Genomic DNA, 13,724 nt, shown 5'->3' with positions numbered 1-13,724 from the left:
GGCCGGTTCCGGTCCGTCCGGCGACGAGGGTGCGGCGGCTAGCGGCCCGCGTCGATGACCAGGGATGTGGCGTACGGGTCGTCGTACTCGTTGACGTCGTTGAACTCTTCGCTGTGCGTGGCGAGCAGCCAGATGAAGAAGCCGATGATCGCCGCGCCGAGTGCGATGCCTATGGATCCCAGGATCACCCCGGCCAGCGCCTGGCCGCTGTTGCTGGCCTCGCCGCGCTGCACGCGCTTGCGGCCCAGGATGCCGAAGATCAGGGCGAGTACGCCCAGGATCAGGCTCGGAATCCCGTAGATGCAGAACAGGCACACGGCCAGGATGCCGAGCACCATGGCCGCTGTGCCGAGGCCGTTCGCGGGCGGCGGACCGCCCCAGGCGGGCTGCGCGGTGTAGCCGGGATAGCCCGGGTAGCCGCCGTACGGCGGGACGGGCGCGGCCGGATAGCCGTACTGCCCGGCAGGCGGGGCGGCCTGCCCCGGACCGTTCGGCGCGATCGGCGGCGGCGGTACGGACGCGTCGCCCGGCCCGAATCCCGGACCGGCATCACCCGGCCCGAAGCCCCCGCCCGCGTCGCCGGGCCCGAAACCCGCACCACCGGCGCCGGGCACGGGGCCCACGCCCGGCATGGCGCCGATCGTCGGCTGGTCGTGCACGGGCGGCGGGCCTGCGGCGGACTTCCCCAGCTCCACCCGGCCGTCCGGCGGCGCCCACGGATCGTTCGGCGCGGGCCCGCCCCCGGGTTGCTCTGTGCTGTCTGACATGGGCCTCCCCCATCGTGGTCCCGTCATGCTACGGCCCGCCTCCGGGCGCAGGACCCCGGCCTACGATGATCGGTGCGGCCGGTGCTCCCGGCCGAAATCACCGACCGCCAAGACTTCCGGAGAGTCCGATGAACGATCTGCACCCCTTCATCGCGGGGCTGCCCAAGGCCGAGCTCCACGTCCACCACGTCGGTTCCGCCTCGCCGCGCATCGTCTCGGAACTGGCCGCCCACCACCCCGACTCCAAGGTCCCCACGGACCCGGAGGCTCTGGCGGACTTCTTCACCTTCACCGACTTCGGGCACTTCATCGACGTCTATCTCTCGGTCGTGGACCTGATCCGTACCCCCGAGGACGTGCGGCTGCTGACGTTCGAGGTGGCCAGGGACATGGCCCGCCAGAACATCCGGTACGCGGAGCTGACCGTCACCCCGTTCAGCTCGACCCGGCGCGGCATCCCGGAGCAGGGCTTCATGGAGGCCATCGAGGACGCCCGCAAGGCCGCCGAGGCCGAACTCGGGGTCGTCCTGCGCTGGTGCTTCGACATTCCCGGCGAGGCCGGCCTGGAGGCGGCCGCCGAGACCACCCGGCTCGCGGTGGACCTGCGTCCTGAAGGGCTCGTCTCGTTCGGTCTCGGCGGCCCGGAGGTCGGTGTGGAGCGCCCCCAGTTCAAGCCGTACTTCGACCGTGCGATCGCCGAGGGCCTGCACTCGGTCCCCCACGCCGGCGAGACCACGGGTCCGCAGACCGTCTGGGACGCGCTCACCGCCCTGCGCGCCGAGCGCATCGGCCACGGCACCAGCTCCGTCCAGGACCCGAAGCTGCTCGAACACCTCGCCGAGCACCGGATCGCGCTGGAGGTCTGCCCGACCTCGAACATCGCCACCCGCGCGGTCGCCGATCTCGAACAGCACCCGGTCCGCGAGATGGTCGAGGCGGGCGTCCTCGTCACGATCAACAGCGACGACCCGCCGATGTTCGGCACCGACCTCAACAACGAGTACGCCGTGGCCGCCCGCCTTCTCGGCCTCGACGAGCGCGGTGTGGCGGACCTCGCGAAGAACGCCGTGGAGGCGTCCTACCTGGACCCGGCGGGCAAGCGGACGCTGGCCGCCGAGATCGACACGTACACGGCGAACTGGCTGGAGACCCCCGCCCGGTGACTCCCCGCCACAATGGCCACATGGCTCGCCCCGTGAACACCGCCCCCACCGCCCCCGCCGTCACCGCCGTGGCCCACCGCGGCGACCCGTACCGCGCCCGCGAGAACACGCTGCTCTCGGTCCGCTCCGCCCTGGAACACGGGGCGGACGCGGTCGAGATCGACGTCCGGGTCACCCGCGACGGTGTGCCGGTCCTGCTCCACGACTCCACGCTGGAGCGCCTGTGGGGCCACGACCTGCGTATCGACCGGACCCGCCACCAGGAGCTCACCGAGCTGACGGCCGGCGGCGTGCCCACGCTGCGCGAGGCACTGCTCGCCACCGCCGGTCACCGCCTCATGATCGACCTGCCCGGCTGCACAGACGCCTCCGTACGCGACATCGTCGGAGTGGTCCGTGAGTGCGGGGCGGCCGAGCGGGTCTACTACTGCGCGGGCGGCGAGGCGATGCTGCGTGTCCGGGCGGCCGATCCGTCGGCCGAGATCGCACTGACCTGGACCTCGCTCGCGCCGCCGCGCGCCGCGCTCCTGGACGCCGTGAAGCCGCGCTGGATGAACTACCGGTTCGGTCTGGTGAGCCGCGAACTGACGGACCGGGTGCACCGGGACGGGATGCTGGTCTCCGTCTGGACGGCCGACACCAAGCGCACGATGCGCCGGCTCATCGAGCGCGGCGTCGACTCGATCACCACGAACCGTATCGACGCACTGCACGGCCTGCTCGCCAACTCCCCTGCCGCACAGGCACCTTGATCGGTCCGGCATCATGGACGCTGCGGCATCGCCCGTGCTGCCGCAGCCCGGCACCAGAGGAGCAGACGTGACCGACCCCGGCCCCGAACCCGTCCCCGCCCGCGTCCGTTCGGACATCGCGCACAACGCCCGGGTCTGGAACTACTGGCTGGGCGGCAAGGACAACTACCCCGTGGACCGGGCGGTCGGCGACCAGGTCACCGGCATGTATCCGAGCATCGGCGAAGTGGCCCGCGCCGACCGGGCGTTCCTCGGCCGGGTGGTGCGGCACCTGGCCGGGGACCTTGGCGTCAGCCAGTTCCTGGACATCGGCACGGGCCTGCCGACCTTCAACAACACCCACGAGATCGCCCAGCACACCGCGCCGCGCTCCCGGGTCGTGTACGTCGACAACGACCCGATCGTCCTGGCGCACGCCCGCGCGCTGCTCACCAGCTCGCCCGAGGGCGCCACCGAGTACATCGACGCCGACGCCCACCACCCGGAGCAGATCCTGCGCGCGGTCGAGCCGACGCTGAATCTGAGGCAGCCGGTCGCGGTGATGATGCTCGGCATCCTGAACTTCGTCCTGGACACCGGTGAGGCGCTGGGGATCGTACGCAAGCTGATGGCCGCGATGCCGTCGGGCAGCTATCTGGTGCTCACCCACCCCACGCTGGAGCTGGGCGGCGAGGGCAACGAGGCGGCGATGCGCTTCTGGAACGAGAACGCCACCCCGCCGATCACCGCCCGCACCCGCGCCGAGTTCGCCGCGTTCCTCGACGGTCTGGACATCCTGGAACCCGGCATCGTGTCCTGCGCACGCTGGCGCCCCGAGCCGGGCGGCCGGGGCGCCGAGGTCGCCCAGTTCGGCGCGGTGGCGCGGAAGCCGTAGGACTACAGCCCGACGATGGAGTTCCACTTCTTGGCGAAGCCGGACCGTTCCTCGGCGGTGATGTCCCTGGCGATGGCGAGGCGCTTGCGCATCGCGTCGTCGGGGAAGATCAGCGGGTCATCCGCGAGTGCGGCGGTCTCGCCGTCCTTCGACGAGGCCAGCACCTCGCGGGCGGCGGGGACCGGGCAGACGTAGTTGACCCAGGTCGCCAGCTCGGCCGCCACCTCCGGCTCGTAGTAGTGGTCGACGAGCCTCTCCGCGTTGCGCTTGTGGGCTGCGAGGTTGGGGATCATCAGGCTCTCCGACCACAGCTCCCCGCCCTCCTGCGGCACCACGAACTCGATGTCCGGGTTGTCGGCCTGGAGCTGGATGACATCGCCGGAGTACGCCTGGCAGGCGAGGACATCGCCGGTGGACAGGTCCTTGATGTAGTCGTTGCCGGTGAAGCGGCGGATGTGCCGGGACCTGACCAGCTTGTCGACCTGTTCGCACATCTCGTGGAAGTCGTCGGCCGTCCAGCGGGTGATGTCGGCCCCGTTGCCCTGCATCAGCAGCGCGAAGGACTCGTCGAGCCCGGAGAGGAGCGTCACCTTGCCGCGCAGGTCGTCCGCCCACAGATCGCTCGTGTGCTGGATCTCGCGGCCGAGCTTCCTGCGGTTGTACGCGATGCCGGTGATCCCGGACTGCCAGGGCACGGTGTGCGTACGTCCCTCGTCGAACGCGGGAGAACGCAGCTGCGGATCGAGGTACCTGGCCACGTTGGGCTGCTTCGCCCGGTCCATCTCCTGCACCCACCCCAGGCGTACGAACCGGGCGGCCATCCAGTCGCTGATGACGATCAGGTCCCGGCCGGTGCTCTGGTGGTTCATCAGCGCCGGGCTGATCTTCCCGAAGAACTCGTCGTTGTCGTTGATCTCCTCGGTGTACGTGACGGAGATCCCGGTGCGCTTCGTGAACGCGTCGAGGGTCGGCCGCCGGGACTCGTTCTCGTCGTCCGTGTCGATGTAGAGCGGCCAGTTGGCGAAGTGCAGGGAGCGGTCGGCGGCCGAGGTGTCGCGGCCCGCGCGGTCGCCCGGCTCGACGTAGGCGGCGGGCACCCCGCAGCCCGCCAGCGTGGCCCCGGCCGCTCCCGCCCCGAGGGAACGCAGCAGGGAACGGCGGGACATGGGGTGGTTCAAGATCGCTCGCACCTGCGCAGGATGCCGGTCGGGCGGTACGGCGGGCAATGGACCAACCGTCCAGCGGGGCATGCCCGGTCCGCACACCCTGTCGATGCCGCGCGGACGGCCGGGAGACGGAGAACGGCCCCGGGCAGGAGCCCGGGGCCGTCACCACCGCTGTGCGGTACGCCGGTCAGTCGTCCAGCGACGTCATGACGTGCTTGATGCGGGTGTAGTCCTCGAAGCCGTACGCGGAGAGGTCCTTGCCGTAGCCGGACTTCTTGAATCCGCCGTGCGGCATCTCGGCGACGAGCGGGATGTGGGTGTTGATCCACACACAGCCGAAGTCGAGGCTCTTGGACATCCGCATGGCGCGGGAGTGGTCCTTGGTCCACACCGAGGAGGCCAGGGCGTACTCGACGCCGTTCGCGTACTCCAGTGCCTGGGCCTCGTCCGTGAACGACTGGACGGTGATGACAGGACCGAAGACCTCGTTCTGGATGATCTCGTCGTCCTGCTTGAGGCCGGAGACGACGGTCGGGGCGTAGAAGTAGCCCTTCTCGCCGACCCGCTGACCGCCCGCCTCGACCTTGGCGTGGGCGGGGAGCCGCTCGATGAAGCCGGTGACCTGCTTCAGCTGGTTGGCGTTGTTGAGCGGGCCGTACAGCACGTCCTCGTCGTCCGGCAGGCCGGTCTTCGTGTCGGACGCGGCCTTGGCGAGCGCGGTGACGAACTCGTCGTGGATCGACTCGTGGACCAGGACGCGGGTCGCGGCCGTACAGTCCTGGCCGGCGTTGAAGAAGCCCGCGACGGAGATGCCCTCGACGGCCTTGGCGATGTCGGAGTCCTCGAAGACCACGGCGGGCGCCTTGCCGCCGAGCTCCAGGTGGACACGCTTGACGTCCTTGGCCGCGGACTCGGCGACCTGCATACCGGCGCGTACCGAGCCGGTGATGGAGGCCATCGCCGGGGTCGGGTGCTCGACCATCGCGCGGCCGGTGTCACGGTCGCCGCAGATGACGTTGAAGACACCCTTGGGGAGGATCTGGCCGATGATCTCGGCGATCAGCACGGTCGACGCCGGAGTGGTGTCGGACGGCTTGATGACGACGGTGTTGCCTGCGGCGAGCGCCGGGGCGAACTTCCAGACGGCCATCATCATCGGGTAGTTCCACGGCGCGACCTGGGCGCACACGCCCACCGGCTCGCGCCGGATGATGGAGGTCAGACCCTCCATGTACTCGCCCGCCGAGCGGCCTTCGAGCAGCCGGGCGGCACCCGCGAAGAAGCGGATCTGGTCCACCATCGGCGGGACTTCTTCGGTACGGGTGAGCTCCAGCGGCTTGCCGGTGTTCTCCGACTCGGCCGCGATGAGGTCCTCGGCCCGCTCCTCGAAGGCGTCCGCGATCTTGAGCAGGGCCTTCTGGCGCTCGCTCGGCGTGATGTCACGCCAGGCGGGGAAGGCGGCGGCTGCCGCCTCCATGGCGGCATCGACGTCGGCCTGGCCCGAGAGCGGGGAGGTCGCGTAGACCTCTTCCGTCACCGGGTTGACCACGTCGATGGTCCGCCCGTCAGCGGCGTCCCGGAACTCTCCGTTGATGTAGTTGCGCAGACGGCGCACCTCGGTGGTCACAGCCACCCCTCCTGTCGACACGTCCAATGGATGAGATCTCCACCCTAATCGCTAGAGCGACGCTTTCGACATACCCGCAGCACGCCAACTTCGGATTCCGTGAGATCCAGGTCCCCAAACAACGAATTTCATCGATCTGGGGTTGCGAAACAGACGAGCCTCGGTGCATGGTGGGTCTGTGGCCAGTCGCAGCGCAGACTCCAGGACCGGGAACGGATCGTCGTCAACCGTCGATGCCGTCTCTCTCGCAATCATCGAGCAGCTCCAGGAGGACGGACGCCGTCCGTACGCCGCGATCGGCAAGGCCGTCGGCCTGTCCGAAGCGGCTGTACGCCAGCGCGTCCAGAAGCTGCTCGACCAGGGCGTGATGCAGATCGTCGCCGTCACGGACCCGCTCACCGTGGGATTCCGCCGGCAGGCGATGGTCGGCATCAATGTCGAGGGAGACCTCGACCCCGTCTCGGAAGCCCTGGCGGCCATGGCCGAGTGTGAGTACGTGGTCATGACCGCGGGCTCCTTCGACCTGATGGTGGAGATCGTCTGCGAGGACGACGACCACCTGCTGGAGACGATCAACAAACGCATCCGGGCCATACCCGGTGTGCGCTCCACCGAGAGCTTCGTCTACCTCAAGCTCAAGAAGCAGACCTATATGTGGGGAACCCGATAGCCGTGAGCAAGGACCTCAGCCGAACCGCGTACGACCACCTGTGGATGCACTTCACCCGCATGTCGGACTACGAGAACGCGCCCGTTCCCACCATCGTGCGTGGCGAGGGCACCTACATCTTCGACGACAAGGGCAAGCGCTACCTCGACGGCCTCTCCGGCCTGTTCGTGGTCAACGCGGGCCACGGTCGTCACGAGCTCGCCGAGACGGCGTACAAGCAGGCGCAGGAGCTGGCCTTCTTCCCGGTGTGGTCGTACGCCCACCCGAAGGCCGTCGAGCTCGCGGAGCGTCTCGCGAACTACGCTCCGGGCGACCTGAACAAGGTCTTCTTCACCACCGGTGGCGGCGAGGCCGTCGAGACCGCGTGGAAGCTGGCGAAGCAGTACTTCAAGCTCACCGGCGAGCCGACCAAGTACAAGGTCATCTCCCGCGCGGTGGCGTACCACGGCACCCCGCAGGGCGCCCTCTCCATCACGGGCCTGCCGGCCCTGAAGGCCCCCTTCGAGCCGCTGGTTCCCGGCGCGCACAAGGTGGTCAACACCAACATCTACCGCGCCCCGATCCACGGCGACGACCCGGAGGCCTACGGCCGCTGGTGCGCCGACCAGATCGAGCAGGAGATCCTCTTCGAGGGCCCCGAGACCGTCGCCGCGGTCTTCCTGGAGCCCGTGCAGAACGCCGGTGGCTGTTTCCCGCCGCCGCCCGGGTACTTCCAGCGGGTCCGCGAGATCTGTGACCAGTACAACGTGCTGCTCGTCTCGGACGAGACGATCTGCGCCTTCGGCCGCCTCGGCACGATGTTCGCCTGCGACAAGTTCGACTACGTGCCGGACATGATCACCTGCGCCAAGGGCATGACCTCGGGCTACTCCCCGATCGGCGCCTGCATCGTCTCCGACCGCCTGGCCGAGCCGTTCTACAAGGGTGGCAACACCTTCCTGCACGGCTACACCTTCGGTGGCCACCCGGTCTCCGCGGCCGTCGGTATCGCCAACCTCGACCTGTTCGAGCGTGAGGGCCTCAACCAGCACGTCCTCGACACCGAGGGCTCGTTCCTCAAGACGCTCCAGAAGCTGCACGACCTGCCGATCGTCGGCGACGTCCGCGGCAACGGCTTCTTCTACGGCATCGAGCTGGTGAAGGACAAGAACACCAAGGAGACCTTCACCGACGAGGAGACCGAGCGCGTCCTGTACGGCTTCCTCTCCAAGGCGCTGTACGAGAACGGTCTGTACTGCCGGGCCGACGACCGTGGCGACCCGGTCATCCAGCTCGCGCCGCCGCTGATCTCCGACCAGGCGACGTTCGACGAGATCGAGGGCATCCTGCGCGCCGTGCTCACGGAGGCGTGGACGAAGCTCTGACCCCGACAGTGACCACTGGCTGACGACGTTCCAGCGGTCATTTCATACGGTCCACGCGGCCCGGATACGCCTTTCGAGTGAGAAGGAGCGCATCCGGGCCGCGTGCTGTGCGCACACCCGGGCCGGGCTGCCTACCGTGCCGAGTGACCGATCGGCCGCGTCTTCGTTCCCCCGTACGGGGGACGGGAAATCTGATCTGAACCGAGGTGTACGCCATGGTGGCCCCGCCGGACAACGACGTGATCTGGGCGCGTTCCCTGCATCATTCCCACAACGGCTCACCCGGCCTCGGTGGTGTCTCCATCGGCATCCGGGACGGCGAGATCCTCGCCGTGACCGGACCGCGCGGCAGCGGGAAGACCACGCTGCTGCACTGCCTGTCCGGACAGCTGGTGCCCCAGCAGGGCGAGGTCTGGTTCAACAGCGTCCCCATCCACACCATGGGCCCACGCCTGCGCGAACAGCTGCGCCGCGAGCGGTTCGGCTGGATCGCCCCCGAGCCCCAGCTCGTACCGGAGCTGACCACCTGGGAGAACGCGGCCCTTCCGCTGCTCCTGCGCGGCACCTCGCACCGGGCGGCGAAGAAGGCCGCGCTCGAGTGGCTCGAGCGCCTCGACATCGCCGCGTTCGCCAAGAAGCGTCCGCACGCGCTGCTCCAGGCACAGCGCCAGCGGGTCTCCGTCGCACGGGCGCTGACCGCTTCGCCGTCCGTGATCTTCGCGGACGAGCCGACCGCCGCACTCCACCGCGCCGACCGCACGCAACTCCTGCGGACCCTGACGACCGCGGCCCGCTCGCACGGCATCACCGTCGTCATCGCCACCCATGACGTGGAGGTCGCCGCTCTCGCCGACCGCGCGGTCGCCCTGCTGGACGGCCGCCGCGTCAGCACCGTCGCCCTGCCCGCCCTGCCCGATACGGAGGGCCGCTCGGCGTGCTCGCTCTCCGTCTGACCCGCGGTACGCATCCACTTGTCCTGATCAGGCGGCTGCTCGTCGCCGCCGCGTCGGCCGGGGTCGGCTTCCTGCTGCTGTGCACCCTGGGGTACGCCTCGGGGCACCCGGCGCAGGCCACCGGATCGGTACTGCGGCTCCTGTGGTGCCTCGTGCCGCTGGCGGCCACCGTCCAGTTCGCCGTCGCGGTGGCCAGGACGGACCCGGGCACCCGCCCCCGTCCGGGACTCTCCGCCATCGGACTCGGGCCGGTCAGGCTCTCCGTGCTCGCCGCCGTCACGACCGCGGTCTCCACCACGCTCGGCTCCATGGTGGCCCTGCTCTTCTTCCTCCACCTGCGCGGCGATCTGACCGGGCTGCCGTTCGACGGAGGCGCCGCCGAACTGCTGGGCGCGGACGCCCCGTTGCCGCTGGCAGCCGCTCTCACGCTGCTCGCCCTCGTACCGGTGGCCTCGGCACTCGCCAGTGCGCTGGCGCTGCGCAACCGGCCTTCGACCCCCTCCCCCGACGACGCCGGGGCCGCCGACGAGGCCGGTACGGCGCGCGCTCCGTCCGGTCTGCCGTGGGGCGTCGCCCTGACCGCGGCCGGCCTCGCGGTCGAGGCGTACGCGAGCCGGGGCGCGGCGGGCAGTCCGTTCCCGCTGCCGGGCCGGCTGGACGCCACACCCGCCGGGGTACTGGCGGGCTGGACCCTGACGGCGATCGGCCTGGCCATGGCAGGACCCGGCCTCACCTACCTCTGCGGGCAGCTGCTCCAGGCGGTGCGCCCCGGAGCCGTACGTCTGCTGGCGGGGCGGGTCCTGATGGACGAGGCGAGCCGGATCGGCCGTCCGATCGGAGTCGTCTGCGCGGTGCTGTCCGGGGGAATCGCGGCCGTCGCGCTGTACGGGACGGGGCCACGCCCCTTCGGTCCCCTCACCGCTCTCGGGGCGGCGCTCGTCCTGGGCTGTACGACCGCCACCCTGCTGACCTCGGCCCTCGAGGCGAAGCAGGCACGCGCCCACACGGCCGACGCGCTGCTCAGGATGGGCGCCCCGGCCTCGGCGCTGCGGAGCGCCACCGCCCTGCGGGCGGGCGCGCTGCTGGTCGTGTTCGCGCCGCTGACCTGGGTGGTCGCGGAACTGGCGGCGCTGCCGCTGACCGTCTGACGGGTCCGCGTCGCCGTAACCGGCTAGGACGCGGCGAGGACCGTGGTCAGGGTGTCGAAGAACGCCTCCCAGCCGTCCTCGGCCGCCGCGTACTGCTCGGGGGTGAGGTTGCCGCCGCGCTGGCGGAACACCATCTCGGTGGTGCGCCCGTGACCGGTGAACGTGGCGGTGACGATCTCGCCCTCCGCCTCGTCCGGCGCGCTCGCGTCCTTCAGCGAAAAGGCCAGCCGCTCCGGTTCGACGACCTCGCGGTAGACCCCGTGGAAGGGCATCTCCGTACCCGGTACGACGATGACCAGGCTCCACTCGCCGCCCGGCCTGACATCCATCGACACCCGGTCGAGGGGTACGTCGGCGTCACCGCCGTACCAGGCGGCGAAGCGTTCCGGCGTCGTCCACGCCTCGAACACCCGCTCCCGTGGGGCATCGAAGACACGGGTGATGTCGATGCCCTCGCGTACTGACCCGTTCATGATCCCTGTCCCTTCGGCCGGGCGGTGCTGCCGATTACAGGGGACCAGGCTCCGGAGGGTGCCGCCAGCCGGTCAGACCTCGGACGTCCCGCGGCCGTCCGGCGCCAGGACCACCGTCTCCGCCACATCGAAGGTCACGCCGACCGCGGCGCCCTCCTCCGGCGTGTCCCGCAGCGCGCACTCCGCCTCCAGCACGGGCCCGCCGTCCGGGTGCAGGGTTACGGAGACGTGGTGCCCCCGGAACGTACGCACCCCCACGGTGCACCGCAGACCGTCGTCGGGGGCCCCGACCCGTACGCCCGCCGGCCGCACCAGCAGCTCGCACGGCCCCTGCCACTGCCCCTCCGGCACCGCCAGCTTGCCCCAGGCGGTGTCCGCCACCGTGCCCGTCACCTCGGCGTCCACCACGTTGTCGAAGCCGAGGAACCGGGCCACGAACGCGGAAGCCGGGCGCTGCCAGACCTCCATCGGGGTGCCCGCCTGGGCGATGCGCCCGTCCCGCATGACCACCACCCGGTCGGCGAGGGCGAACGCCTCGCCCTGGTCGTGGGTGACGGCCAGCACCGTCGTACCCAAGCGGCCGAAGAGCGTACGGAGCTCGACGACCAGGCGTTCGCGCAGACTCCGGTCGAGCTGTCCGAGCGGCTCGTCCAGCATCAGCAGCTTCGGGCTCGGCGCGAGCGCACGGGCCAGCGCGACGCGTTGCTGCTCGCCGCCCGACAGTGCGGCGACGGCCCGCCGTCCGGCGCCCGGCAGCCCCACCAGGTCGAGCAGTCCGGCGACCCGCCGCTCCCGCTCCGCCCTCCCGGCCCCGTGCATCCGCAGCCCGAAGCCGACGTTGTCGCCGACATCGCGGTGCGGGAAGAGCTGGTGGTCCTGGAACATCAGGCCGAGGCCCCGCCGGTGCACCGGCACACCCGCCTGATCGGCGCCGCCCAGCAGCACCCGGCCGCCGTCCATCGGCTGAAGCCCGGCGACGGCCCGCAGCAGCGTCGACTTCCCGCTGCCGCTCGGCCCCAGCACACAGACGATCTCGTGGTCGGCGACCTCCAGGTCCACCGCGTCGAGCGCCATCCGCTTCCCGAAGCGGACCGTGGCCGATTCCAGTGTCAGCATGGTCAGAACTCCCCGGATCGGTCGGTGCGGATGCGTTCCAGCAGAAGCAGCGACACCGCGCAGACGAGCATCAGAATCGTGCTGAGGGCCATCGCCTGCCCGTAGTTGAGCTCCCCGGACCGCCCCAGCAGCCGGGCCACCGCGACCGGCAGCGTCGGATTGTCGGGGCGCGCGATGAACACGGTCGCCCCGAACTCGCCGAGCGACACGGCGAACGCGAAGCCCGCGGCGACCAGCACCGCCTTGCGCACGAGCGGCAGGTCGACCTCGCGCCAGGCCCGCAGCGGCGAGGCCCCGAGCACCGCCGCGGCCTCCCTCAGCCGCCCGTCCACCGCGCGCAGGACCGGCAGCATGGTCCGTACGACGAAGGGAACGCCCACCAGAGCCTGCGCGAGCGGCACGAGGATCCATGAGGTGCGCAGATCGAGCGGCGGTTCGTCGAGCGTGATCAGGAAACCGAAGCCGACCGTCACCGCTGACACCCCGAGCGGCAGCATCAGCAGCGCGTCGAAGCCACGTACCAGACGCCCCGCCCGCCGGGTGAGCGCCGCCGCGGCGAGACCGCCGACGAAGAGCGCGATGAGGGTCGCGACGAGCGCGTACCGCAGCGAGTTCCAGACCGCTTCGAGCGGCGGTACGAGGAAGGTGGAACCGCTCGCGTCGGCTGACTGGAGGGCCCGGTAGAAGCCGAACCCGTAACCGCCCGACTCGTCGAAGGAGCGCTCGACCAGCACACCGAGCGGCAGCAGGATCAGCAGCAGGACGGTCAGCAGCACCCCGCCGAGCAGCGCCCACTGCCCGGCACCGCGCGGCCTGTGGGAGGTCTGTTCCGGGTCGACGAGCTTCAGGGCCGTCTCCCGCCGCCGTACGGTCCAGGCGTGCACGGCGAGGATCGCGCCGACCGCGGCGAACTGGACGAGCGTGAGCACGGCGGCCGTCGGCAGATCGAGGAGCTGGGCGGTCTGCCGGTAGATCTCCACTTCGAGCGTGGAGTAGGCCGGACCGCCGAGGATCTGCACGACGCCGAAGGAGGTGAACGTGAAGAGGAAGACCATCAGCGCGGCTGCGGCCACTGCGGGCCCCAGTGCGGGCAGGGTCACGCGCCGCCAGGCGGCGAACCGTCCGGCACCGAGCACCCGGGCGGCCTCCTCCTGGCGCGGGTCGAGCTGCGACCAGAGGCCGCCGACGGTGCGTACGACCACGGCGTAGTTGAAGAAGACGTGGGCGAGCAGGATCGCCCACACGGTGGTGTCGAGCCGCACCCCCCACAGCTCGTCGAGGAAACCGCCGCGGCCGAGCAGCGCCAGGAACGCCGTCCCGACGACCACGGTCGGCAGGACGAACGGCACCGTGACGACGGCCCGCAGCAGTTGCTTGCCGGGAAAGTCGAAGCGGGCGAACACATAGGCACCCGGCAGCGCGAGGATCAGGGTGAGCACGGTGGAGGCGAGCGCCTGCCAGGTGGTGAACCAGAGGACGTCGACGATCTCCGGCCGGCTCAGCACCTCACCGATCCGGCCGAACTGCCAGCGGCCCCCGTCCTTCAGGCCCCGGCCGACGATCGCGACGACGGGGTAGGCGAAGAACAGCGCGAAGAACGCGACGGGCACGGCCATCAGGCCGAGCCGCACCGCGTTCCCCCGTACCGCCG

The 13,724-nt window shown here is 70.6% G+C and carries 13 protein-coding genes; 7 read left to right on the top strand and 6 right to left on the bottom strand.

Annotated features, from left to right (window positions below):
* Positions 1 to 38: 38 nt before the first annotated feature.
* Positions 39 to 767, bottom strand: coding sequence for a DUF4190 domain-containing protein (locus ACWGO0_RS04045; RefSeq protein ID WP_453527537.1), 729 nt, complete (start codon positions 765 to 767; stop codon positions 39 to 41).
* 128 nt (positions 768 to 895) lie between these two features.
* Here ACWGO0_RS04045 and ACWGO0_RS04040 point away from each other — a divergent pair, with 128 nt between their 5' ends.
* The 3 genes from ACWGO0_RS04040 to ACWGO0_RS04030 all read left to right on the top strand — a co-directional run bounded on the left by ACWGO0_RS04040 (position 896) and on the right by ACWGO0_RS04030 (position 3,556).
* Complete coding sequence (locus tag ACWGO0_RS04040; RefSeq protein WP_453527534.1) at positions 896 to 1,930, top strand: adenosine deaminase; 1,035 nt, start codon at positions 896 to 898, stop codon at positions 1,928 to 1,930.
* A 20-nt stretch (positions 1,931 to 1,950) separates the two neighbouring features.
* The gene (locus ACWGO0_RS04035) at positions 1,951 to 2,682 is read left to right on the top strand and encodes a glycerophosphodiester phosphodiesterase (RefSeq protein WP_453527532.1); all 732 of its coding nucleotides are present in this window, start codon (positions 1,951 to 1,953) and stop codon (positions 2,680 to 2,682) included.
* A 67-nt stretch (positions 2,683 to 2,749) separates the two neighbouring features.
* Positions 2,750 to 3,556 carry an SAM-dependent methyltransferase gene (locus ACWGO0_RS04030; RefSeq protein ID WP_453527529.1) on the top strand — a complete coding sequence of 269 codons (807 nt, stop codon included), beginning with the start codon at positions 2,750 to 2,752 and terminating at the stop codon, positions 3,554 to 3,556.
* A 2-nt stretch (positions 3,557 to 3,558) separates the two neighbouring features.
* Here ACWGO0_RS04030 and ACWGO0_RS04025 read toward each other — a convergent pair whose 3' ends face one another.
* Both ACWGO0_RS04025 and ACWGO0_RS04020 read right to left on the bottom strand, forming a co-directional pair.
* Complete coding sequence (locus ACWGO0_RS04025) at positions 3,559 to 4,722, bottom strand: polyamine ABC transporter substrate-binding protein (protein WP_453527526.1); 1,164 nt, start codon at positions 4,720 to 4,722, stop codon at positions 3,559 to 3,561.
* A gap of 187 nt (positions 4,723 to 4,909) precedes the next feature.
* Entirely contained in the window at positions 4,910 to 6,349 is a 1,440-nt protein-coding gene (locus tag ACWGO0_RS04020) for a gamma-aminobutyraldehyde dehydrogenase (RefSeq protein WP_453527523.1), read from the bottom strand.
* Positions 6,350 to 6,527: 178 nt separating this feature from the next.
* Between ACWGO0_RS04020 and ACWGO0_RS04015 the strand changes: the two genes are divergently transcribed.
* The 4 genes from ACWGO0_RS04015 to ACWGO0_RS04000 all read left to right on the top strand — a co-directional run bounded on the left by ACWGO0_RS04015 (position 6,528) and on the right by ACWGO0_RS04000 (position 10,484).
* Complete coding sequence (locus tag ACWGO0_RS04015; protein WP_453527520.1) at positions 6,528 to 7,019, top strand: Lrp/AsnC family transcriptional regulator; 492 nt, start codon at positions 6,528 to 6,530, stop codon at positions 7,017 to 7,019.
* Entirely contained in the window at positions 7,004 to 8,383 is a 1,380-nt protein-coding gene (locus ACWGO0_RS04010) for an aspartate aminotransferase family protein (protein WP_453527517.1), read from the top strand. Before ACWGO0_RS04015 ends, ACWGO0_RS04010 begins: the two co-directional genes overlap by 16 nt.
* A 215-nt stretch (positions 8,384 to 8,598) precedes the next feature.
* A complete protein-coding gene (locus tag ACWGO0_RS04005) occupies positions 8,599 to 9,336 on the top strand; it encodes an ABC transporter ATP-binding protein (RefSeq protein WP_453527515.1) in 738 nt (245 codons plus the stop codon).
* Positions 9,318 to 10,484, top strand: a complete 1,167-nt coding sequence (locus ACWGO0_RS04000) for a hypothetical protein (RefSeq protein ID WP_453527512.1) — start codon at positions 9,318 to 9,320, stop codon at positions 10,482 to 10,484. The genes ACWGO0_RS04005 and ACWGO0_RS04000 overlap by 19 nt, the downstream gene beginning before the upstream one ends.
* Before the next feature lie 23 nt (positions 10,485 to 10,507).
* Here the strand turns inward: ACWGO0_RS04000 and ACWGO0_RS03995 are convergent, their stop codons facing one another.
* From ACWGO0_RS03995 to ACWGO0_RS03985, 3 genes are all read right to left on the bottom strand, one after another.
* A complete protein-coding gene (locus ACWGO0_RS03995; protein ID WP_453527509.1) occupies positions 10,508 to 10,957 on the bottom strand; it encodes an SRPBCC family protein in 450 nt (149 codons plus the stop codon).
* Positions 10,958 to 11,029: 72 nt separating this feature from the next.
* Complete coding sequence (locus ACWGO0_RS03990) at positions 11,030 to 12,073, bottom strand: ABC transporter ATP-binding protein (RefSeq protein ID WP_453527506.1); 1,044 nt, start codon at positions 12,071 to 12,073, stop codon at positions 11,030 to 11,032.
* A 2-nt stretch (positions 12,074 to 12,075) separates the two neighbouring features.
* On the bottom strand, positions 12,076 to 13,689 hold the full coding sequence (locus ACWGO0_RS03985) for an ABC transporter permease (RefSeq protein ID WP_453527579.1): 1,614 nt from the start codon (positions 13,687 to 13,689) through the stop codon (positions 12,076 to 12,078).
* Positions 13,690 to 13,724 lie beyond the last annotated feature (35 nt).

The sequence above is a fragment of the Streptomyces sp. NPDC055749 genome (assembly GCF_053617235.1).
The sequence above is the reverse complement of the archived record's forward strand: the minus strand, read 5'-3'. Positions and strand labels throughout refer to the sequence as shown.